Origin of the sequence: Denitrificimonas caeni DSM 24390 (assembly GCF_000421765.1) — a bacterium.
GTDB lineage: Bacteria > Pseudomonadota > Gammaproteobacteria > Pseudomonadales > Pseudomonadaceae > Denitrificimonas > Denitrificimonas caeni.
In genome coordinates this window covers 95714-118561 of the sequence record NZ_ATXQ01000009.1, presented here as the reverse complement: position 1 = coordinate 118561, position 22848 = coordinate 95714, and the positions used below count along the sequence as shown (strand labels likewise).

The window sequence follows — 22848 nt, the reverse complement described above, 5'->3', positions numbered from 1 at the left end:
CACAGGTCAGCCGCTTTGCTGGCCTTGATGTGCGCTTAACGCAATCAGGAACAAGCATTAACAAACCTGGTCGCTTAAGCAAAGCAGGTAACTCTTATTTGCGCACAGCGCTGTTTATGCCAGCTTTGTCTGCAGCGACTCACGACGCTAATGTGCGCGCTTTTTATCAGTCGCTGATTCAACGTGGCAAGAAAAAGATGCAAGCACTGTGCGCAGTGATGCGTAAAATGCTGACAGGAATCTGGGCGTGCTTAAAATTAAACACGCCCTTTGATTCATCAAAATTATTCAGCGAAGAGCATAAAAAAGCTTGTGCTTAAACAGAGTATCTACGGGTGGTGCAGATTGCGGTGTGGGTTGTGGTGCGGATTGTGTAGGTCGGTCTTTAGGCCGACAAAAGGTGTAGCGCGGCGGGACTTGGGTCGCGCCGCGGCTGGCTTAGGGGCTTATAGGTTTTTGTGGGTGATGCGGCCGTTGAGTAGGGTGTAGCGCACAAGGCCGGGCAGGTGGTGGCCAATAAATGGGCAGTTGCTGCCTTTGGAGAGCCAGTTTTCACCAGCGAGGGTTTGTGCGTTGGGGTCAAACAAAACGATATCCGCTGCAGCTCCGATGGCTAAGCGGCCGGCGTTGATCTGCATTGCTGCAGCTGGTCCGGTGGTTAGGCGCGCTAAAGCGGTTGGCAGATCGAGTACACCTTCTTCGACTAGGCTCATGGCTAATGGCAGCAACAGTTCAATGCTGCTGATGCCTGGCTCGGTGGCGGCAAAGGGTGCAAGTTTGGCGTCAGCTTCGTGCGGCTGGTGATGACTGGCAATCGCACTGATCACGCCAGTTCTAACCGCTTCACGCAAACCTTCGCGGTCTTCTAGAGAGCGCAATGGTGGCAATACATGATAGAAGCTGGAGAAGTCCATTAATGCTTCGTCAGTCAGAATCAGTTGATACATCGCCACATCAGCGGTGACCGGCAGGCCGCGTGCTTGCGCTTTGGCAATCAGACGAGCACCGCGTGCAGTGGTGATTTGGCTAAAATGCGCACGTACACCGCTTTGCTCAACCAGTAATAAATCACGCGAGAGCGCGACTGTTTCTGCTGATTCTGGAATACCGGTTAAACCGCGAAAGGTTGCGGTTGGTCCTTCATGGGCTAAACCGCCCTCAGCCAATGAGGCGTCTTGTGGCTGGAAAATTACTGTCAGATCAAAGGTTGCTGCGTATTCAAGCGCACGACCTAAAATGCGGTTACTGGCAAAGGGCACTAAACCGTTAGTGAAAGCAATGCAGCCAGCGTCGCGTAAAGTGACTAACTCAGCTAATTGCTCGCCGGCAAGACCTTGGCTAAACGCGCCCAAAGGATAGACTTTGCACGAGCCTTCATCGCGGGCTTTATCGAGGATTAACTCAACCACCGCTGGAGTATCTAAAATAGGTTTAGTTTGCGGCGTGCAGCACACAGAGGTGACGCCACCAGCTGCCCCAGCGCGGGTTTCCGTGGCAATTGTGCCCTTGCGGCCATAGCCAGGTTCGCGCAATGAAGTAGAAATGTCGACCAAGCCGGGCGCGGCAATTAAACCGTTCGCATCAATCATTTGCTCAGCGACAAACTCGCGTGGCATGTCACCAATGGCGACAATTTTGCCGTCACGGATAAAAATATCAGCCTGCTGATCCATGCCGCTCGCCGGATCAATGATACGAGCGCCATTAATTTGTATGCGCATTAGATTGACTCCTGCTTTTCTGCATCCAGTTGGCGTTGTTCATTCTGACCGCTCATGGTCATCGACAGTACGGCCATGCGTATGGCGATGCCGTAGGTGACTTGATTAAGAATCATCGAGCGTGGGCAATCCGCCACTAAGGAATCAATTTCGACGCCACGGTTAATTGGACCGGGGTGCATGATGATGGCTTCCGGGTGCGCCAGAGCTAAACGTTGTTCGCTTAAACCATACAGACGATAAAACTCGCCTTCACTAGGCAGCAAACCACCTTGCATGCGTTCGCGTTGCAAGCGCAGCATGATGATTACATCGACATCTTTTAAGCCTTCGGTGATATCGGTGTAAACGTTCACGCCGTATTGCTCAAGACCTACTGGCAACAAGGTTTTTGGCGCAATCACGCGAATATCAGGACAACCGAGGGTTTTTAACGCGAGCATGTTCGAACGCGCGACCCGTGAGTGCAAAATATCGCCGACGATAGCTACTTTTAGCTTGGTGAAATCGCCTTTATGCCGACGGATGGTCAGCATATCCAGCATGCCTTGCGTCGGATGCGAATGACGACCATCACCACCGTTAATAATCGCCACATTGGGGCTAACGTGTTCGGCAATAAAGTGGGCGGCACCGGAATCGGCATGGCGCACCACAAACATATCGGCGGCCATGGCTTCGAGGGTGCGCAGGGTATCGGTGAGGGTTTCACCTTTACTGGTTGAAGAGGTGGAAACGTTGAGGGTGATGACGTCTGCGGATAAACGTTTGGCAGCCAGTTCAAAGGTGGTGCGGGTGCGCGTGGAGTTTTCAAAAAACACGTTGCAGACAGTCATGCCGCGCATTAACGGTACTTTTTTCACCGCGCGCGCGCCGACTTCTAAAAACGAGTCGGCGGTGTCGAGGATTTCTGTCAGCATTTCACGCGGGAGGCCATCGAGCGATAAAAAATGGCGCAGACGACCTTGGTCGTTTAATTGCAGCGGGCACTTAGGGGCGAGGGGCGTCATTGCGAAAATCTCATAGATGGTCGAGGGTTTTCAGTTGGATGGCCAACGGTTCAGGTCCAACTAATTTTACCCGCTGCATTGCATCAAGGGAAAGTGTTGCACCGACAATATCAGGGCGGATTGGCAGTTCGCGGGCATTTAAATCCAACAAGCAGACGAGGGTAACGCTGGCCGGACGGCCATAATCAAACAGCTCATTGAGTGCGGCGCGGATGGTGCGGCCACTCATCAATACATCATCAATTAACACCAAATGCTGATCGCTGATATCAAAAGGTAGCTGCGATGGACGAACTTGTGGATGCAAGCCGCTGCGACTGAAATCATCACGATAAAACGACACATTTAAAATGCCCAGCGGCTCTTCACTTTTGAGTTCTTTGAGCAAGGCATTGGCGACCCAAACACCACCGGTGTGGATGCCGACAAAACGTGGATTATCAATATTGTGGGCTTGTAGATGGGCTTTGAGCTCATCGGCAATGGCAGTAATTAAGACAGCAGGATCAGGTAGGCTCATTTAAGTACGACTCCATGCATCAGTTGAGGTCAGCTGTTGTTGTATTGCTCCAGCCATCCTTGCAGTAGTAAAGCGGCGGCTAAGGCGTCGACAGGTTGCTCGCGATAGCTGCCACGTTGTTGTCCTTGCGATAAGCGTTGGCCTTTGGCTTCAAAGGTAGTCAAGCGTTCATCGTGGGTGTGGACGGGTAAGTTAAAGCGGCCATTGAGGCGCCGAGCAAACTTTTCTGCACGCACGCACATGTCGCTGGGTGTGCCGTCCATGTTTAGCGGTAATCCTACAACAAGTGCATCGGGCTGCCACTCTTTAATCAGTGCTTCGATCTGCTCCCAGCGCGGGATGCCATCTTGCGCTTTCAAATTGCACAGTTCGCGCGCTTGGCGAGTGATCATTTGTCCAACCGCAACGCCAATTTGTTTGGTGCCGTAGTCAAAACCTAAGAGCAGTTTGGGTGCTTCAGCAGTTTGGCTCATGCATGGCCTACTTGATGGCTGAGACGCTCAAGGTCAACACCTAGCAGAGCGGCTGCGGCACTGCGACGTTGTTCAATTGGTGTGCTGAAAATCACATTCGGATCGGCTGGGCAAGACAGCCAAGCGTTGTCACGCAGTTCTTCTTCCAGTTGTCCGGCACCCCAACCGGCGTGGCCCAGAGCAATTAAGTTTTGCTGAGGTCCTTGGCCTTGGGCGATGGCTGCTAAAGCATCTTGCGAGGAGGTCAGTGACAAACTGCCGAAATTCATCGTGCCTTGAAATTGCGGGCCGATATTGTGCAGGACAAAACCTAATTCAGATTGCACTGGGCCACCGAGAAACACGTCTTGATCGTCACTGTCGCTGAGCGTGGCATGCTCCGGTTGCAGTTGTTCGAGCACGTCAGCCAAAGTCAGGCCGCTAGGACGGTTAATAATGATGCCGAGCGCGCCTTGCTCGTCGTGGGTGAGAATATAGACCACCGATTCGGCAAAATGCGGATCGCTCATGAGTGGCATGGCAATTAAAAAATGCCCAGCTAATGAAGGAAAGGTAGCAGTCATGGTGATTCAATCATCCCCGTCAAAACGCGATAAAATAGCTGCTCAATGTCAGCCCAATGATTATCGCAGATTATTGACTGGAAAGACGATCGCCACGCTCAAAGCGCCAAGTTCGAATGATTTCAACCTGGTCGTAGTTGGCAGCTAGCTCACCGGTAAAAGGCGCAAAGGGTGCGGCTGTGCGCACAATGTTTAATGCCGCGCGGTCAAGTACTGGATGGCCAGAGGATTCTAAAATCCGCATGTTTTCTAGCGATCCATCACTTTTAATGATGACCAGCACGCGCAAACTGCCGTAAATGCCTTGGCGACGTGCTTCGTCAGGGTAATTAAGGTTACCGACGCGCTCGACTTTTTTACGCCAATCCTCGCGGTACCACGCACTGATATCACGCTTGGTTGCAGCAGTGTTTTGTCGACTCACCCGTGGTCTTTTGGCGTAGTTTTGTTGATCCATTGACAGCTCTGCTTCGAGACTAGCAATTTCAGCAGAAAGTTGCTCGCGATCTATGACAGGGCGCGGTTTGGTGGGTTGAGGTTTGGGTTGTACTTGTGCTGCGCTTTGCACTTTTTGCTTTTGTGGGGTCGGTGTGCTGACCACTTGTTTTTTTGCTTGGACAACCGGTGTCGGCTCTTCGCTGCTTTCTACTTGCACCTTATTGACTTTGGTGTCTTGGAAGGTGGCTTTTTCGGTGGTGCTTGGTGTCGCAGCTTCTTCTAATGTACCGCTGCCTTGCTGATTGTCCTGGGCAATAAAATCAGCTTTTTCAGGTTCTTTTTCACTGCTGAAAGTCGCTAAAGTGACGTCTAGGCTTTTGCTTAATTCAGGTAAATCAGCAACGGTAAAACCCACCCCGAGGATGATAGCTAAGTGCAGAAGACCGGCGATAAGCAACGTGAAGCCTAAGCGGTCAGCCGCATCAACTTTAGGTTTCGGTTCGGCAAAAGGATTGGTAGCAGCGTTTTTCATAAGTGTTTTGGTTTCTCGACAGAGGCGGCAGTCTGCCGAGAAGTCATCAAAAAGTCCATGAACTGGCTTGCACATTCAATGATTAATGGCTGTGCAAGCCGATTATATTAGCAGCGCTCCGTCAATTTACGGGCAATTGCATCCATCAGTTGGTCGCCGATTTTAGTATCAAAGGCATTATCAATTTCGCGAATACAGGTTGGGCTGGTGACGTTAATCTCGGTCAGGTGTTCGCCTATCACATCTAAGCCAACGAACAGCAAGCCACGTTTGCGTAATTCAGGACCGACTTGTTCAGCGATCCAACGATCCTTGTCGGTGAGAGGACGTGCTTCACCACGACCACCGGCCGCTAAATTACCGCGTGTTTCGCCAGCCGCTGGAATGCGCGCTAAGCAATAAGGTACCGGTTCGCCATCAATCATTAGAATGCGCTTATCGCCATCTTTAATCGCTGGCAAATATTGCTGCGCCATAATTTGCTGAGTGCCGTGCGCGGTGAGCGTTTCTAAAATCACCGATAAGTTCGGATCGTCTTCGCGATGACGGAATATCGACGATCCGCCCATACCATCGAGTGGTTTGAGAATGATGTCACGTTGTTGCTTGGCAAATTCCCGCAGAATGTCGGGTCGTCGGCTCACTAGGGTGGCTGGCGTGCACTGTGGGAACATAGTTGCAAAGAGTTTTTCGTTACAGTCGCGCAAACTTTGTGGGCTGTTGACCACTAAACTGCCAGCTGCTTCCGCTTGCTCAAGTAAATAAGTGCTATAAACAAACTCGTTATCAAATGGAGGGTCTTTGCGCATTAAAATGACAGTTAAATCAGAGAGCGGTTCGTCAAGTTCATCGCCCAGTTCAAACCAGTGCTGTGGATTGTCGAACACTTGCAGTGAGCGCATACGTGCTCGTGCTTGACCCGCTAGTTGATAGAGGTCTTGCTGTTCCATATAAAACAACGACCAGCCGCGTGATTGGGCTGACAAAAGCATGGCCAGAGAACTGTCTTTTTTGAATGAAATACGATCAATAGGATCCATGACAATCCCAAGACGAACATGCATGATAAGGTCTCCGATAAAATAGTAAGCAGTCAATAATGCACTTTGGATTGGCTGAATAATAGTATTAAATTGATCTAAAGCTATAAGCGAGGTCAATAAATAACCCTGTAAATGCCGGGTTAATGGATTGCAGCAAAATAGTATGCTAAAAAGGCACGACGATTGAGTCGCCGCGTGCTGTATAATTAAGCAGCATAGCATCAATACTGCAAAAAAATAACGACTCACCGACGATGGTAGGGCGAAGATGGAACAGAAATCTGAAGGCTTAAAGGTCATGGTTATCGACGATTCGAAGACGATTCGTCGGACTGCAGAAACCTTGCTGAAAAAAGTTGGTTGTGAAGTGATCACTGCTGTTGACGGTTTTGATGCGTTGGCTAAGATTGCGGATACACATCCTGATATTATCTTTGTTGATATTATGATGCCGCGTTTGGATGGCTATCAAACCTGTGCGCTGATCAAAAATAATACTGCTTTTCGATCAACACCAGTGATTATGCTTTCTTCGAAAGATGGGTTGTTTGATAAAGCCAAGGGCCGCATTGTTGGTTCTGACCAGTATTTAACAAAACCGTTCAGCAAAGAAGAGCTGATTGGTGCAATTAAAACGCATGTGCCAGCCTTTACTCCTGTAGAGAGCGCTTCTTAAATTTGCTTAAGAAGTAAGACAGGTGCTGGCTGTATTGTTTATGTATGGGGAAGATCATGGCTCGTATTTTAATTGTTGATGATTCGCCAACTGAGATGTATAAGTTGGCAGCAATGCTAGAAAAGAATGGGCATCAAGTGTACAAAGCTGAGAATGGTGCAGATGGTGTTGCCCTAGCGAAGCAAGAGAAACCTGATGTCGTCTTAATGGATATTGTGATGCCTGGTTTAAATGGCTTTCAAGCCACGCGCCAGTTGACTAAAAGTCCAGAAACACAAAATATCCCAGTCATTATTGTGACAACCAAGGATCAGGAGACTGATCGGGTGTGGGGCAAACGTCAAGGGGCTAAGGATTACTTAACTAAGCCTGTTGATGAAGCAACATTGATTAAAACCCTTAATGCAGTTTTAGCGGGCTAAGCGCTATTGTATTTTATAAAACTAATAATAATAGGGTTGCTAGATGACAGACAGACAAACTCCCTATGAGTTACTTTTAGGTTTAGATGCACTGTGTCGTGGACAGGCAGATGGTTTGCCTGCCCAGCAGGAAGTTGCACAAACCTGGAGTGGTATTGGTTTTCGTATTGGCGAGCAGCATTTTGTTGCACCAATGGGCGAAGTCGATGAAGTGCTGCATGAGCCACGCTATACAATGCTGCCTGGTGTGAAAAGCTGGGTTAGAGGTGTTGCGAACGTGCGTGGGCGCTTACTGCCTGTTATGGATCTTTGTGGTTTTTTCGGCACGGAGTTGTCTGGTTCGAAAAAATTACGACGGTTGCTGGTGGTTGAGTATGGCGATGTGTTTGCTGGGCTGACTGTTGATGCCGTATTTGGTATGCAGCATTTTGCAGTTGACTCTTTTACTGAAGTGTTGCCAAAAATTAGCGCCGATATTGTGCCTTTTGTGCATGGTGTTTTTGTGCGTGACGAAGAAACATGGTTGGTTTTTAGTCCGCATGCTTTAGCGCAAGATAATGATTTTTTAGATGTGGTGGCTTAGTGCATTAAGCGAAAGCTTGCAGCGCTACAGTTACCATTTTCGGTTGGGTCAGTTAAAACTGGCTCTTGAGTGTTATTGGACACATTAAGTTCTACGGGTCCAGGCGGGGGCCAAATAATGAAAAAACAAAGTGGGATTCACTTTCTCTCCGGTTTACGCAGTAACGTACTGATTGGCGCGCTCTTTGCGATTCTGGTCGTATCAGTTGTGCTGCTGTTCGTAAACTTTGCGTACATTAATACTCAGTCAAACTATGACAAAGAGTACATCACTCAAGCTGGTGAGCTACGCGTACTGTCGCAGCGTATTGCGAAAAACGCTACGGAAGCCGCCGCGGGTAAAGCAGAGGCTTTCGCCTTACTCAAAGATGCCCGTAATGACTTTGAAACCCGCTGGGGATACTTGGTTGATGGTGATGTTGAAAATGATGTCCCGCCAGCACCAGAAAGCTTATCGGCTGAAATGAGTGCAGTGGCTGAAGACTGGAACAGCCTGCGCGAAAACGCTGGTGCGATTATTGATAGTGAGCAAACGGTACTGTCTCTGCACGAAGTTGCTGCGACTTTGGCCGAAACGATTCCGCAGTTACAGGTTGAGTATGAAGAGGTTGTAGATATTCTTCTGCAAAGTGGTGCCCCTGCAGCCCAGGTTTCTGTTGCTCAGCGTCAATCATTGCTGGCAGAGCGAATCATTGGTTCGGCTAACAAAGTACTAGTCGGTGATGAGGACTCGGTACTGGCTGCTGACATGTTTGGCCGAGACGCAAGTCTGTTTGGTCGTGTTCTAACTGCAATGCTGGAAGGTAACGCAGCAATGGAAATCAGTCAGGTGACTGACGAAGAAGCGTTAGAGCGTTTGACTGAAATCGCTGAGTTATTTGAGTTTGTTTCTGGTTCTGTTGATGAGATCTTGGAAACTTCACCAGAGTTGTTCCAGGTGCGTGAGGCCGCTAACGGTATCTTTACTGTTTCGCAGACTCTCTTAGACAAAGCATCGGTACTGGCCGCAGGTTTTGAACAGCGCGCTACGGGGCGTGTAATCAATACATTGATTGGTTATGTGTTGGGTGCTTTGGCACTGGCTTCAATTATTTTGATTGGTTTAGTGAGCATGCGTGAAACGCGTATTCGTCTTGCTGAAACTGCGGAAAAGAACGAGCGTAACCAAACCGCTATTTTACGCTTACTTGATGAAATTGGTGACTTAGCAGACGGTGACTTGACTGCAGAAGCAACAGTAACCGAAGACTTTACCGGTGCGATTGCTGACTCCATTAACTACACCATTGACCAACTCCGTGAGCTGGTTGGAACTATTAACGCCACTGCCGTACAGGTATCTGCAGCTGCCCAAGAAACGCAGTCAACTGCGATGCACTTGGCGGAAGCATCTGAGCACCAAGCACAAGAAATTGCTGGAGCATCAGCGGCGATTAACGAAATGGCTGTGTCGATTGACCAAGTATCTGCTAACGCCGCCGAATCATCTGCGGTTGCTGAGCGGTCGGTATCGATCGCTAACAAAGGTAACGAAGTTGTACACAATACTATTACTGGTATGGACAGCATTCGTGAGCAGATTCAAGACACTTCGAAACGTATTAAGCGTCTCGGTGAGTCATCGCAAGAGATTGGTGACATCGTAAGTTTGATTAACGATATTGCTGACCAAACTAACATTCTGGCTCTTAACGCTGCGATTCAGGCTTCGATGGCTGGTGACGCAGGTCGAGGCTTCGCCGTGGTTGCCGATGAGGTTCAGCGTCTGGCTGAGCGTTCATCATCAGCAACTAAGCAGATTGAAGCACTGGTTAAAACGATTCAGGCGGATACCAACGAAGCGGTTATTTCGATGGAACAAACCACCACAGAGGTTGTACGTGGTGCGCGTCTGGCACAGGATGCGGGTGTCTCGCTGGAAGAAATTGAGAAAGTATCAAAATCCCTCGCGGCTTTGATTCAGAACATTTCCAACGCTGCACGCCAGCAAGCATCGTCAGCCGGTCATATTTCCAGCACGATGAACGTTATTCAAGAGATTACTTCGCAAACATCTGCGGGTACGACAGCAACAGCACAAAGCATTGGTACTTTGGCGAAGATGGCCAGTGAGATGCGTGAGTCTGTGTCTGGCTTTACCTTGCCAGATGGCAATCAAGAGCAAGCCTAACGAGATCGGGCAGTTATTTATAGGTAACTGCCCCCGTCAGAATAATTAGAAAAGGGCACATCATGCAATCTGGCAGCGCTTGGGCTTTACAGCCTTTAGCAGAAATGACAGAAGATGAGTTCAATGACTGGCAAAGCTTGCTAGAAACTCGCTCAGGAATGGTTGTGAGCGAGCAACGGCGAATGTTTTTGCAAGTTAATCTAACAGCGCGGATGCGTGAATTAGGTGTGTCTGATTATTCAAGTTACTACCAGAAAGTAACCGATGGTGCCTGTGGCGCTGTTGAATGGGTAGTGCTGCTGGATCGTTTAGCCGTTCAAGAAACACAGTTCTTTAGACATGCGGCATCTTTCGAAGTAGTGACCGATTTCCTTGTCAACAAAATCGCAAATGACCAAACTGGTAAACCTTTATCCTTGTGGAGTGTTGGCTGCTCAAGCGGTGAGGAAGTCTGGTCATTAGCGATTTGTGCCGCTGAAGCCATTCGTACAGCGAATAAGAATAAGTCTGTTGAGTTTGGTGTAATTGCAACGGATATCAGTCATAGCGCTTTACGCAAAGGCCGCCAGGCTAAATATGATCCGAAACGCTTGGATCGTGTACCTGTTGAACTGCTTGAACGATACTTTACGATGCAGTCGGATGGATTATATCGAGTAGTAGATCGACTAGTGAAACGCTCATGTTTTACTAGATTAAATATGCTGGATTTGGCGCATGCGCCCATTTTTGGTATGGACGTTATTTTTTGTCAAAACGTGTTGATCTATTTCCGCCGCTGGCAGCGACGCGAAATACTTAATCGTTTAGTGGCTCGGTTAGCGCCGGGCGGAATGTTGGTCATAGGTGTGGGTGAAGTTGCTGGATGGCAGCACCCTGATTTAGAGCCTGTTGCCGATGAACGCGTTTTGGCTTTTACCCGTAAGGGGTAGCATGGATATGAGCGGAGTAGTTATGGGTGATCGGCACGATTATGTCGCCCTGGAATGGGTTAAAGGCGAAATTGCAGAAACCCTAAAACAGGCGCGTCACGCACTGGAAGAGTTTGTGGAGAATCCTGAGGATTCAACACGACTGCGTTTTTGCTTAACCTATGTGCACCAGGTCCACGGCACCTTGCAAATGGTTGAGTTCTTTGGCGCAGCTTTGCTTGCTGAAGAAATGGAGCAGTTGGCGCAAGCTTTGTTGGAGAATCGCGTCAATAACTTAGCAGAGTCACTCGAAGTGATGATGCAGGCTATTTTGCAGCTGCCTTTGTATTTAGATCGCATTCAAACTGCGCGTCGTGATTTACCCATGGTTGTTTTACCGCTACTCAATGATTTGCGTGCGGCGCGCGGTGAGAAGCTGCTTTCTGAAACGAGTTTGTTTACTCCAACGTTTCAGGCTAAAGCAGAGCCGCTGAGCGCTGCGCGTTTGCAAGAGTTGAGTGTGCCAGCACTGCCTTTGTTGCTAAGAAAGCTGCGCCAAATGCTTCAGGTTGCGCTAGTTGGTGTGCTGCGTGGGCAAGATTTACCAACGAACTTAGGCTACATGGCTCGCGTATTTGCGCGCCTTGAAACGCTGAGTAAAGATGCACCGCTAGAAACGTTGTGGCAAGTATCTGCTGGCTTGGTTGATGGCTTGGCTAACGGCAGTGTTGAAGCCGGTGCATCGGTGCGTACATTATTACGCCAAGTTGATCGTGAGCTGCGGCGTTTAGTGGCTGAACAAGCTCCTGGGCTCAATCAGCCGGCGTCGATCGAACTGATTAAAAATATTCTTTTTTATGTCGCTAAAGCACAAGCGAACTCTGAACGTTTGCAGCGTTTGCATGAACAGTACCGTCTCGATGAAGCGTTACCCAATGAGTTGTTACTGGACGAAGAACGTGCTCGTATGGCCGGTCCAGATCGGGGAGCAATGCGCTCTGTGGTCGCTGCTTTATGTGAAGAGTTGGTGCGCATTAAAGATAATTTAGATTTATTTGTGCGCAGTGATCGTAGCAAGCTCGATGAACTGAGCGCCCTACAAATTCCACTGAAACAAATTGCCGATACTTTAGCAGTGCTCGGTTTTGCCCAGCCACGTAAAGTGGTATTAGATCAAATCGAAGTGGTTGCCTCGCTAGTAAATGGCAGCACAGAACCGTCAGAAGCGGTATTGATGGATGTCGCTGGCGCACTTTTGTATATCGAAGCTACGCTAACGGGTATGGCTGGCTCATCAGATGATATAAAAAATGAACAGAATCTGATGCCAACCACCGATGTTAGGCAGATTCATCGTCTGGTTATTAAAGAAGCGCGTACCGGTTTAGAGCATGCCAAAGATGGCATTATCGAATTTATTGCTTCGCAATGGAATCACGAGCATTTAGCTAAAGTGCCATACTTGTTAAATCAAGTGCGTGGCGGTTTAGTTATGATTCCATTGGAACGCGCTGCTGCTTTAGTTGAAACCTGCCGGCGTTATATCGAAGAGCAGTTGTTTGAACAAAAAATGATCCCCAACTGGCAGAATCTCGATACTCTGGCCGATGCGATTACCAGTGTTGAGTATTATTTAGAGCGTCTGGTTGAAGACCATGCCAGTCAAGGTGAGACAATTCTTGATGTTGCTGAAGAGAGCTTAACCAGTCTTGGCTATTCTCCGTATTTGCCGTTAACTGTTGCAAGCGATGATGTGCTAGAGCTCGAATCAGAGCAGGATGTTGCTGATACGCTTGAAGTCGAGACCGCTGAGCATGAGCCGTTAGCAGAGACAGACTGGAGTACTATTGCTCTGGATACCGAGGCAGATAGCATTGCTCATCAGGCTGTTGAAACTGAAGCATTACCGACATTTGCCAGTGATAGTTTTATTGCTAGTGGTGATGCTGTTGATCTACCAGCGTTTGTGGATGATATTGAACTCGAAATTGTAGAGAATGATTTTGTCCCTGTAGAACCGTTATTTACGACTGAAGACGTTCACTTGCTTGCCACTGAGGCGACAACTGATGCGGAGGCTGATTTTGTTATCGATCTGGCTCCAGAGATTAATGCAGTAGAGATTTCTGCAGAGGCAGAGTTAGAGTTAAGCGAGTCGAAAGAGTCAGAGCCAGCTTTGCCTGCTAGTCAGCCGCAAACGCTTGATCTCTCTGATATCCCAGATGTTGAACTACCGCAGATTATTATTGCTGAGGCTAGCGAACATGAGCCAGCGGAGCTATCGTTGCAAGACGTCATGTCAAGCTCTGTTGCGCGGGTGAACCCTCCAGCAACCGATGTTCCACCAAGTATTTTGCCGCCACCTGCAGACGAAGAACCGATTGATGAAGAGTTACAAGAGGTTTTCGTTGAGGAAGCAGAAGAGGTTTTAGAAACGCTGAATGAGTTTTATCCGAAATGGCGTGCCAATCAGGATGATCAAGAAGCGTTGACCGAAGTCCGTCGGGCCTTCCATACGCTCAAAGGCAGTGGCCGTATGGTGCGCGCGCTAGTAGCAGGGGAACTGGCTTGGTCGATCGAAAATATGCTCAACCGTGTGATTGAAGGCAGCGTTGAAGTTAGCGAACCTTTGCTGCAGGTGATTGCCGATGTTATTACCTTGTTCCCAGAGTTGGTCGTCGAATACGCTGAGCAACAGCAGCGTCAACGTGATGATGTTGATCAGCTCGCTGCAATAGCCCATGCGTTAGCCCGTAAAGAGCCCCTACCTAATTTTTCTACTGCAACTGCAGTCTCTGATATACCTGATTGGGATGCTAGCGACGATTTTAGCGATTTGGCAGAAGAAGACGCACTTGAGATAAACCTTGAGTTACCTGAACAGGACGTTGCTGCCGAGGCAGATGTTTTGCTCTCTGTAGAAATGCTTGAGAATAATGAAAGTATTGATCCGGTGTTATTGGATATCTTTCACAATGAAGCTCAAGCTCACTTGCAGACACTGGTAGGCTTCTTAGCAGATTGCGCGCAACAGTTGCCAAAAACTATCAGCGATGATTTGCAGCGTGCACTGCATACCCTGAAAGGCAGTGCCTTTATGGCAGGTATTTTGCCGATTGCGCATATCGCTAGTGTGTTGGAAAAGCTCGCCAAAGAATACCAAGCAAATTTATTGGCTGTTGAGTTCAATGAGGCTTTATTGCTCAGCGAAGCAGAACAGCTACTGCGCATCGGTATTGATCAACTAACAACTACACCGTTAAAAGAGATTGAGGGCTCAGCAGCATTTATTGAGAAGCTGGAGCAGGTCATGCATGCGCGTTTAGCTCATGCGGAAGATCTTAAAAATGGTGATCCAAAAGGTGCCCGTGATCCGAAAATTATCTCTACTTTCCTTTCTGAAGGTATGGATATTTTGCTGGATATGGACGAGCAATTGCAGGATTGGCAAAAGCATCCAACTCAGCGTCAGGAGCTTGCAGCACTGCTGGATGAGTTAGTGCGACTTGGCCACAGTGCTGAGCAGGCAGAATTGCCGCAAGTTGAAGATATTTGCAACGCTTTATTAGAGATGTACCAAGCGGTTGAAAACGGTCGCTTATTAACAGAAGAGCGCTTTTTTGCCCAAGCTAAAAAAGCCCATGATGCACTGATTAATATGATGGATCAGGTTGCTGCTGGCCTACAAGTTGAGCCGCAGCAAGAGTGCATTGATGCTCTGTATGAGTTAATGGCTGAGGAACTGCAGTCCTCCGAATTGCCTGATACTTTGGTATTTGAGCCGGTCATTGCCGACGCTAATGACAGCATTTCTACAGTGTTAGAAACTGATTTGGAACCTTTGTTTGACGAAGATTTTGAATCCGATGCTGATCTTGCATTAGAGTTTTCTGGTGTTGAGTCTACACCGCAAGAGCCAGTTGAGTTTGAGTCAGATACAGCTAAAACCAACGAGACTGAAGAAATTTTAACAGTCCTTGAAACTGTGCCAGAACCTTCAGCGGATGAGGTTTTTAGTGTTTCTTGTTTAGATGAAGAGATGGTTGAAATCTTCCTCGAAGAGGCTATGGACTTATTAGAAAGTGCTGGTGAGTCTTTGGAGGCATGGCTTGCATCTCCACAAAGTAATGTGATGTCTGCTTTATTGCGTGACTTACACACCCTCAAGGGTGGTGCGCGAATGGCTGAGATTAAGCCAATCGGTGACTTAGCCCATGAGATAGAGTCATTGTACGAAGGCTTATTAGACGGTCGTTATTCGCATAGTGATGAGCTTGGCGATATGTTGTTGCGCGGCCATGATCGTCTTGCAGTATTACTTGATCAGCTTCAAGCACGTCAGCCAATGCAGCAGCCCGTAGCTTTGATTGAGAGCATGAAAGCTTTTCGCCGAGGAGAAACTGCGCCGCTCATCCAGACAGTTGATACGCTTGAATACCAAGCAGATATAGAGATTTCTGAGGCTACGGGTCAGGACATTAGTGCTACCAAACTTGAAACTGCTGTTCCTGCGAATACAGCTTGGGATGTGGTTGAGTTAGAAAAAGAACTGAATGACGAGAGTGTTGAGAGTGATTTTCCTCGTGCTGCTGCAGAGAATACAGAGTCTTTTACACTTGATAACTTCGATGATGAGCTTGAAGAAAGCTTAGTGCTGCCTGATGCAGAGTCAGTGGAGCCGCAAGTTTCTAGCATAGAAGATGAGCCTGAGTCTGAGACAGTCATTTCAACGCATGATTTACGTGATCCTGAACTCGTCGAAATTTTCCTAGAGGAAGGTTTTGAAATAATTGAGAGCGCGACAGCGGCTTTATTGCGCTGGGTTAAGCAGACTGATAATACTTTAGAGTTGGAAACCTTGCAGCGCGACTTGCATACACTTAAAGGTGGTGCGCGTATGGCAGAAATTCCTGAGATTGGGGATTTAGCCCATGAACTTGAGTTTTTGTACGAAGATTTAAGTGCTGGTAAGTTCAACGTTGGCAGTCCGATCTTTAACCTGTTGCAAGACAGTCACGATGCACTCGCTATCATGCTAGAAGCTGTGCGTGATTATAAAGAGTTACCCGATGGGCAAGCGCTGATTATTCAGATCAAAAACATGCGCACTAATAAAAGTGAGCAGCTTGAAGTGCCGACTAGCCTTCAGGTGCAGGCAGCTCACGAGAGCGCACAAGAAAAAAACGACGAAGTGTCAAGCATCTTCATTATTGAAGCGGATGAGCTTTTAACTGAGTTAAGCACAGCGCTGACTGCTTTTGATAACGCTCCACAATCTGAACAAGCGGTTAAAGATGCGTTGCGTGTTTTGAACACATTAAAAGGCGGAGCTCGTTTAGCTGAAGCGCAAAATATTGGTAACATTAGCCATGAGTTAGAAAGCGAGCTCTTAGCTGCTTCACAGCAAGGTCAGCCATGGCCTGAAAATTTGCGCAGTCATTTCCACACTGCTTACCAACAGCTGCTGGCTGAAGTAGCAAAAATCCGCCAAACATTGCCAGAGCATTTACTGGCACAACTGCTTGTTCAGCCTGAGCAAACAGAGATTGAAGAAAGCAAAGCTCTACAGCTTGCTCAGCCGATCGTTGCAATCAGCGAAGTAGGTCGCAAAACGGTTGATAATAAAGTACTGCCTTTTGTTGAAAAAGCGCAATTACAGGCGGCGGAGAGTAGTGCTCAGCGCGCACCGCAAGAGCAAGTGCGAGTGCCGGCTGAATTACTGGAAGGTCTGGTTAACTTAGCCGGTGAAACTTCTATTTTCCGTGGTCGAGTTGAACAGCAAGTCAGTGACTTTGGTTTTACGTTAGGTGAGATGGAGGCGACGATTGATCGTGTCCGTGATCAGTTACGTCGTCTCGACACTGAGACCCAAGCGCAAATTTTAAGCCGCTACCAAGCTGAAACAGAGAAAGCAGGTTACGAAGATTTTGACCCGCTGGAAATGGATCGCTATTCACAGCTGCAGCAATTATCGCGCGCTCTATTTGAATCTTCTTCGGATTTATTGGACCTCAAAGAAACCTTGGCGGTGCGTAACCGTGATGCAGAGACATTATTACTGCAGCAGGCGCGTGTTAACACTGAACTGCAAGAAGGTCTTATGCGCACGCGGATGGTGCCCTTCGACCGTTTATTACCGCGTTTACGTCGTGTAGTACGCCAAGTATCTGGTGAGTTAGGAAAAAAGGTCGAGTTTGTTGTTGCTAACGCCGAGGGCGAGGTTGACCGTACTGTGCTTGAGCGCATGTTGGCGCCACTTGAGCATATGCTGCGTAACGCCGTTGACCATGGTATTGAGTCAGCAGAACAACGCCAAGCACTGGACAAACCTGCCACAGGTACGATTCGTTTAGAGCTGACTCGTGAAGGTGCTGATATTTTACTGGTACTGTCTGATGATGGTGCAGGTATCAATCTAGACGCGGTACGCAATAAAGCTATCGAACGCGGTTTAATGACCAGTGATGCGTCGTTGACTGATCAAGAGATTATGCAGTTTATTTTGCATGCAGGTTTTTCAACTGCAGGCCAGGTTACGCAGATTTCTGGACGTGGCGTCGGCATGGATGTTGTGAGTGCTGAGATTAAGAAAATCGGTGGCTCGATCAGCATTGATTCGACGCTAGATAAGGGGACTACGTTCTATATTCGTCTACCCTTTACCGTATCGGTTAACCGCGCACTGATGGTAATGGCAGGTGAAGATTCCTATGCGATTCCATTGAATACCATTGAAGGGATCGTACGTATTTCACCTTATGAGCTTGAAGCACTGTATGAGCAAGAGCGTGATGAAGGTAAGCCAGCAAGCTTTGAATATGCAGGACAAAGCTACGAACTGAAATACGTCGGAGACCTGCTCAATAATGGCCAGCATCCAAAGTTGGTCGGACAGACGCTGCCTCTGCCCGTTATTTTAGTCCGTTCGAACGAATACGCGGTTGCTGTGCAAGTCGATGTGCTCGCCGGTTCGCGTGAGATCGTGGTAAAAAGCATGGGACCACAATTTGCCAACGTACATGGTATTTCTGGGGCTACCATTCTCGGAGATGGTCGCGTAGTTGTTATTCTCGACTTATTGGCAATGATTCGTACCGATTACACTCGTAAGGGTGTGAAAGGCGCATCCGATATGACCCTTCTGTCAGCAGTGGAGTCTGACAAGCGTGTGGCTACCTTAGTGATGGTGGTGGATGATTCTGTGACAGTGCGCAAGGTGACAACACGTCTGCTTGAACGCCACGGTATGAACGTGCTGACCGCTAAAGACGGAATGGATGCGATTGCGCAGCTGCAAGAAACTAAACCAGACATTATGTTGCTCGATATTGAGATGCCGCGCATGGATGGTTTTGAGGTTGCAACTCTGGTACGTCATGATGAGTTCTTGAAAGATTTACCAATCATCATGATTACTTCGCGTACCGGTGAAAAACACCGTGAGCGTGCAATGGCAATTGGAGTTAACGACTACCTAGGAAAGCCTTATCAAGAGACTGTCTTGCTTGAAGCAATTCATAAATTGATTAAGAGCGATGACTAACTTTGCAGTGATTCGAGTTGCTGTTGTAGCGGATACCTCGCTGCAACGGCATATTTTGCAACAGTTTTTACTAAAACAAGGTTATCAAGTTGTTCTCAATAGTGATCCGCAACACTTAGATCTTGATGTATTACAGACCTGCGAAACTGATTTATGGCTGTATGGTATGGCCTCTGCAAACGACGATGACTGCATTGTCTTGGATTATTTTTTAGGCGAGGCAACCGTTCCAGTATTGTTTGGCGAAGGCTCTGCTCCTGAGCGTAGCTCTGAAGAATATCCGCGTTGGGAGCGGAGTTTACTGAATAAAATCATGCATTTAACTCGGCACTTGGGTGTCGTGCAAGCTATCAATGAAGTGCCGCTAGTCGCTATGAAAAACGCTATAGCAGAACAGCCGATTGAGTTGCCGCAATGTTTTGCAAACAATTCTGCAGTGCCCGGGCAGCAAGCTAAATATGTTTGGCTATTAGCTGCATCGATGGGTGGCCCGCAAGCGATAAAAGCATTTTTAGATGTGCTGCCAAAGGGTTTACCTTTAGGTTTTATCTATGCACAGCATATTGATCCACACTTTGAGAGCAGTTTACCCCAAGCTGTCGGTCGCCATAGTGAATGGTCAGTGCGGCTCTTCAGCGAACATCCTTGTGTCCGTGAAGGGGAGGTGGTTATTGCGCCGATTCAGCATGAGTTAAAATTTTCTACTGATGGCAGTATGCAAGCCCTCGAAACACCCTGGGAGGGGCCTTATAGTCCTTCTATCGAGCAAATGATGTGTAACTTAGCGCAGCATTATGGCAAGAACTGCGGTGTGATTATTTTTAGTGGGATGGGTAGTGACGGTAGTTTTGCAGCTGAATATGTACAGCAACAAGGTGCGCCCGTGTGGACGCAAAATGCTGATAGTTGTGCTTGTTCGAGTATGCCAGATAGCATTCGAAGCGCAGGTTTTAGCTCTTTGAGCGCCACACCAAAGGGCTTAGCTCAAGCATTAGTACAATATGTTTCAAACCAGCATTCTCAACATAATGATGACATTGAAAGGAAAATATTATGACGCAAGCAGTTGCTACAGAACAGACAGTTGCCCAAATCACTGGTTTACTGCTGACGTTGAGTGATCGATTACTGTTGCTGCCTAACACTGCAGTTGCAGAGTTGGTGGCCTATCGGAATGTGCAGCCTGCTGAAAACTCACCAAATTGGTTGCTTGGCCAGATTGCTTGGCGTGATCTAAGCTTGCCGCTCTTATCATTTGAAGCGGCTGCAAGTGACGTACCTGCCAACTTAGATAATGCGCGAGTTGTTATCATTAATGCGATTGGAGGGCGCCCGAAGTTTCGTTTTTTTGCGCTTCTGATTAAAGGTATTCCGCGCTCGGTGCGTATTGATCACAGTCTGCAACGCTTAGCCGATGAGCCGTTACAAGCTTTAGAGCTAGATGCGGTAAGTATTGATGGTGAAGTTGCAAAAATTCCAGACTTGGCAGGGCTTGAGCAAAAATTAGCAGATCTTGATTTGATTTAACTCCTATTTCTATGAGCGCCAAAGCTAAGTCAAATCAGCGGCTTAATCTTGGTTTTTTAGCTCAGATACAATGATGGTATTGCGTCCGGCTTTTTTGGCTGCATACAATGCTTGGTCAATGCGTTCAAACGCATCTTCGAGACTTTCTTGTGGAGATATTTTCCCGACTCCTGCAGAAAAGGTAATGGTGACTGGCTCTCCTCTAAAGTGGAAAGGGCAGGCTTCAATGACTAAACGTAATTTCTCGATCAGTTTTTTACCTTCTGCCAGCGGAGTTTCCGGCAGTAATATGACGTATTCTTCACCGCCAAAGCGAGCGATGAAATCAGTTTTTCTTAAACGCTTACTTAACTCTTGAGCAATGATTTTTAGAACTTTATCACCGGCCAAGTGACCATAGTCGTCATTGATACGTTTGAAATGGTCAATATCAATAATGGTTAATAAAAGTGAGCTGTCATTGCGTTTAATGCGTGCGTATTCTAGTTCCGAGCGCTCATTCAAAGCTGCTCTGTTGGCTATTCCTGTCAAGGGATCCAGTAAGGCTTTTTGACGTTGCTCTTCAAGTTTGATCGACAACTGTTGTGCTTCATGCTCCATTTGTTGTGAATGTTGAACCAAGGCTTGAAAGCGCGCAAGAATGTCAGACTCGCTGTGTGTTCTCTTTTCTTGATAGGTTTGCAAACTAACAATAAAACTATCGAGTCGTGTTTCAACAAGCGTTTTTAAATCATTTAAATCGTTTGATGTCTGTACATCGCTATGAATATTACTGACATGCTTGCGTAAATCTTCATTGAGGGCTTGCGCGTCAGCTGCCGAAGCTTGGTAACCAGCAGAAGTGGCCTGTAGGTTCTCATGAAATGCCGCTAAACGATTATTGAGCTGCAGCAGATACTGTTCTAATTCATTCTTGCCGCCATTAGCAATGTCTAAAATAATAATAGACAGTTCATCTAATAATGGGGCGAGTTCGTACCAATTTAGTCCGCCATCAATTCGTGATCGTAGCTCTAAGACTTGCTGCTCATGTTGGCTGGTGAAAGGTAAGTCATTCATCAACGAAATGAGTGTGTCATGGATATGCTGGGCTACTGAGCTATAAGTGGGCTCAAGCATTTGCGGCAAAGAAAACAGATCATTGTCTTCTGTGCTGGCGACTATGTTTTTCTCTAGTGGCTGTAAAGACGATAATTGTTCGTCCTCTACAGTGTCTATAGTTGAACTGAGTGTCTCGGTATGTTTTTCAACAAGATCTTTAGGATGCTCTGAGACTGGCTCTTCTACATCAAGGTTCACTGTCTGCTCTCTAATCTTGAACAAACGTGCTAAAAATCCTTGTGGTGCTGGAGATGTTAACGTGTTATTCGTAGCAGCTTCTAACGTTTTCTGTTGAAGTTCTTTTAGTTCAGCAAGCAAAGGATAAAGGCTGTAAGGCTGGGCGAGTTTTGAGTTTAGATTTTTCTCAAATGCCTTTAAAGCACGTTGAACTTCTTTAGGAGGCTGCAGAGCTTGCAGCTGTTCAGAAAAACTAACTAGGACTGTGCTAATTGCGATTTTACGTTGATTGATTTTTTCTTCAGATTTTAAAACTGCTTTTTCCAGTAGTTCAACCTGCGCTTCTAATTCAGCATTACCGGCTTCTTTGCGCAGCAACCGGCGTAACACTTGTAGATGATCGTCAAGTTGCTGATCGTTGCCTTCTGCGGCCAAACTACTACGAATCAGCCCGCGTTTAAGCAGATCAACTTGCGCGTTATAGAGCACTTCATTCTTTTCTTGCTTGTCTAACAGCTCAAGATATTTTTTTTTCCATGGCAACGCATCGTTTGACATATCGAGTCCATTTTATTGCTTGAGTAGCTGACAAGTTTATATTGTATTGAGATTTGGCAGTATTATATCCATTGCTACCGGTAAATGGTCAGAAATAGGTATAGGCAAGACTGCCATATTAGCAATTTCAAGCTCTGAACTGATTAGAATGTGATCTAGACAGCGTTGTGGTTTCCAACTTGGAAAGGTTGCCGCGGCTTGTGGTGCGCGTAAGTCAAGCGAACTTAAAGGAGAGTTGCTGAGTAACTCATGTGCATGAGTGTTCATGTCACCCATTAAAACCACATGCTGATAATCACTGACAATCTCACGGACATAGTCTAATTGGAGATTACGTGCTCGTGTGCCGAGTGCAAGGTGCATGGACACTACTGCGATGGCGTCCGCACCGTCACCGATTTTCGCCAAGATTGCACCGCGTCCAGCAGGCCCTGGCAGTGGGTGATCTTCCAGTTTGTTGGGCTGCAAGCGGCTCAGTAAACCATTGCTGTGCTGGGCAAAAGGACCCAAGTTGCGGTTACGTTGCTGGTACCAGTACGGAAAATTACCGAGCTGCGCCAGTTGTTGTACTTGGTTAATGTAGCCTGAGCGGAGACTGCCGCCATCGGCTTCTTGTAAGGCAACTATGTCAAAATCGTTGAGTAAAAAGCCGATTTTTTCCAGATTGCGGTAGCGTTCTTGGTGCGGAATTAAGTGTTTCCAGCTGCGCGTAACGTAGTGACGATACGCGCTGGTGCTAATGCCAACTTGAATATTAAAACTCAATAAACGAATACGCTGCTCGTTGCGTGGTAACGCATCGGGTACGCATAGCGCATTATGGTTGGCATCACATAAAACAATTGGACGATCTTTGCTAAAGCGACGAGGCATCAGCACGG

General features: G+C 47.5%; 18 protein-coding genes. 9 read left to right on the top strand and 9 right to left on the bottom strand.

Going from position 1 to position 22848, the window contains the following annotated elements; genetic code table 11:
- A partial coding sequence (locus H591_RS0112615) for an IS110 family transposase (RefSeq protein WP_022967328.1) occupies positions 1–320 on the top strand: 320 nt, incomplete at its 5' end.
- Positions 321–446: 126 nt separating this feature from the next.
- Here H591_RS0112615 and H591_RS0112610 read toward each other — a convergent pair.
- The 7 genes from H591_RS0112610 to gshB form a co-directional block, all read right to left on the bottom strand.
- Positions 447–1721, bottom strand: a complete 1275-nt coding sequence (locus tag H591_RS0112610; RefSeq protein ID WP_022967327.1) for a dihydroorotase — start codon at positions 1719–1721, stop codon at positions 447–449.
- On the bottom strand, positions 1721–2731 hold the full coding sequence (locus tag H591_RS0112605; RefSeq protein WP_022967326.1) for an aspartate carbamoyltransferase catalytic subunit: 1011 nt from the start codon (positions 2729–2731) through the stop codon (positions 1721–1723). The genes H591_RS0112610 and H591_RS0112605 overlap by 1 nt, the downstream gene beginning before the upstream one ends.
- Positions 2732–2741: 10 nt before the next feature.
- On the bottom strand, positions 2742–3251 hold the full coding sequence (pyrR, locus tag H591_RS0112600) for a bifunctional pyr operon transcriptional regulator/uracil phosphoribosyltransferase PyrR (protein ID WP_022967325.1): 510 nt from the start codon (positions 3249–3251) through the stop codon (positions 2742–2744).
- Positions 3252–3280: 29 nt separating this feature from the next.
- Positions 3281–3724 carry a Holliday junction resolvase RuvX gene (ruvX, locus tag H591_RS0112595; protein WP_022967324.1) on the bottom strand — a complete coding sequence of 148 codons (444 nt, stop codon included), beginning with the start codon at positions 3722–3724 and terminating at the stop codon, positions 3281–3283.
- A complete protein-coding gene (locus H591_RS0112590) occupies positions 3721–4287 on the bottom strand; it encodes a YqgE/AlgH family protein (protein ID WP_022967323.1) in 567 nt (188 codons plus the stop codon). Before H591_RS0112590 ends, ruvX begins: the two co-directional genes overlap by 4 nt.
- Positions 4288–4357: 70 nt before the next feature.
- Entirely contained in the window at positions 4358–5257 is a 900-nt protein-coding gene (locus H591_RS0112585; RefSeq protein ID WP_022967322.1) for an energy transducer TonB, read from the bottom strand.
- A 107-nt stretch (positions 5258–5364) separates the two neighbouring features.
- Entirely contained in the window at positions 5365–6321 is a 957-nt protein-coding gene (gshB, locus tag H591_RS0112580; RefSeq protein WP_022967321.1) for a glutathione synthase, read from the bottom strand.
- A gap of 247 nt (positions 6322–6568) precedes the next feature.
- Between gshB and pilG the strand changes: the two genes are divergently transcribed.
- The 8 genes from pilG (at position 6569) to H591_RS0112540 (ending at position 20131) form a co-directional block, all read left to right on the top strand.
- Entirely contained in the window at positions 6569–6976 is a 408-nt protein-coding gene (gene pilG / locus H591_RS0112575) for a twitching motility response regulator PilG (protein WP_022967320.1), read from the top strand.
- A gap of 56 nt (positions 6977–7032) precedes the next feature.
- Positions 7033–7398: a twitching motility response regulator PilH gene (gene pilH, locus H591_RS0112570; RefSeq protein WP_022967319.1), complete on the top strand. Its 366-nt coding sequence runs from the start codon at positions 7033–7035 to the stop codon at positions 7396–7398.
- Positions 7399–7441: 43 nt separating this feature from the next.
- Positions 7442–7981 (top strand): chemotaxis protein CheW, encoded by a 540-nt coding sequence (locus H591_RS0112565; protein WP_022967318.1) that lies wholly within the window; start codon positions 7442–7444, stop codon positions 7979–7981.
- 117 nt (positions 7982–8098) lie between these two features.
- Entirely contained in the window at positions 8099–10150 is a 2052-nt protein-coding gene (locus H591_RS0112560; protein WP_022967317.1) for a methyl-accepting chemotaxis protein, read from the top strand.
- A gap of 62 nt (positions 10151–10212) precedes the next feature.
- Complete coding sequence (locus H591_RS0112555; RefSeq protein ID WP_022967316.1) at positions 10213–11082, top strand: CheR family methyltransferase; 870 nt, start codon at positions 10213–10215, stop codon at positions 11080–11082.
- Between the two features lie 22 nt (positions 11083–11104).
- The gene (locus H591_RS0112550; protein WP_022967315.1) at positions 11105–18604 is read left to right on the top strand and encodes an Hpt domain-containing protein; all 7500 of its coding nucleotides are present in this window, start codon (positions 11105–11107) and stop codon (positions 18602–18604) included.
- A complete protein-coding gene (locus H591_RS0112545; RefSeq protein WP_022967314.1) occupies positions 18597–19661 on the top strand; it encodes a chemotaxis protein CheB in 1065 nt (354 codons plus the stop codon). Before H591_RS0112550 ends, H591_RS0112545 begins: the two co-directional genes overlap by 8 nt.
- The gene (locus tag H591_RS0112540; RefSeq protein WP_022967313.1) at positions 19658–20131 is read left to right on the top strand and encodes a chemotaxis protein CheW; all 474 of its coding nucleotides are present in this window, start codon (positions 19658–19660) and stop codon (positions 20129–20131) included. Before H591_RS0112545 ends, H591_RS0112540 begins: the two co-directional genes overlap by 4 nt.
- A 42-nt stretch (positions 20132–20173) precedes the next feature.
- Here H591_RS0112540 and H591_RS0112535 read toward each other — a convergent pair whose 3' ends face one another.
- Both H591_RS0112535 and H591_RS0112530 read right to left on the bottom strand, forming a co-directional pair.
- On the bottom strand, positions 20174–21967 hold the full coding sequence (locus H591_RS0112535; protein ID WP_022967312.1) for a diguanylate cyclase: 1794 nt from the start codon (positions 21965–21967) through the stop codon (positions 20174–20176).
- Between the two features lie 36 nt (positions 21968–22003).
- Positions 22004–22840: an endonuclease/exonuclease/phosphatase family protein gene (locus H591_RS0112530; RefSeq protein WP_028244419.1), complete on the bottom strand. Its 837-nt coding sequence runs from the start codon at positions 22838–22840 to the stop codon at positions 22004–22006.
- Positions 22841–22848 lie beyond the last annotated feature (8 nt).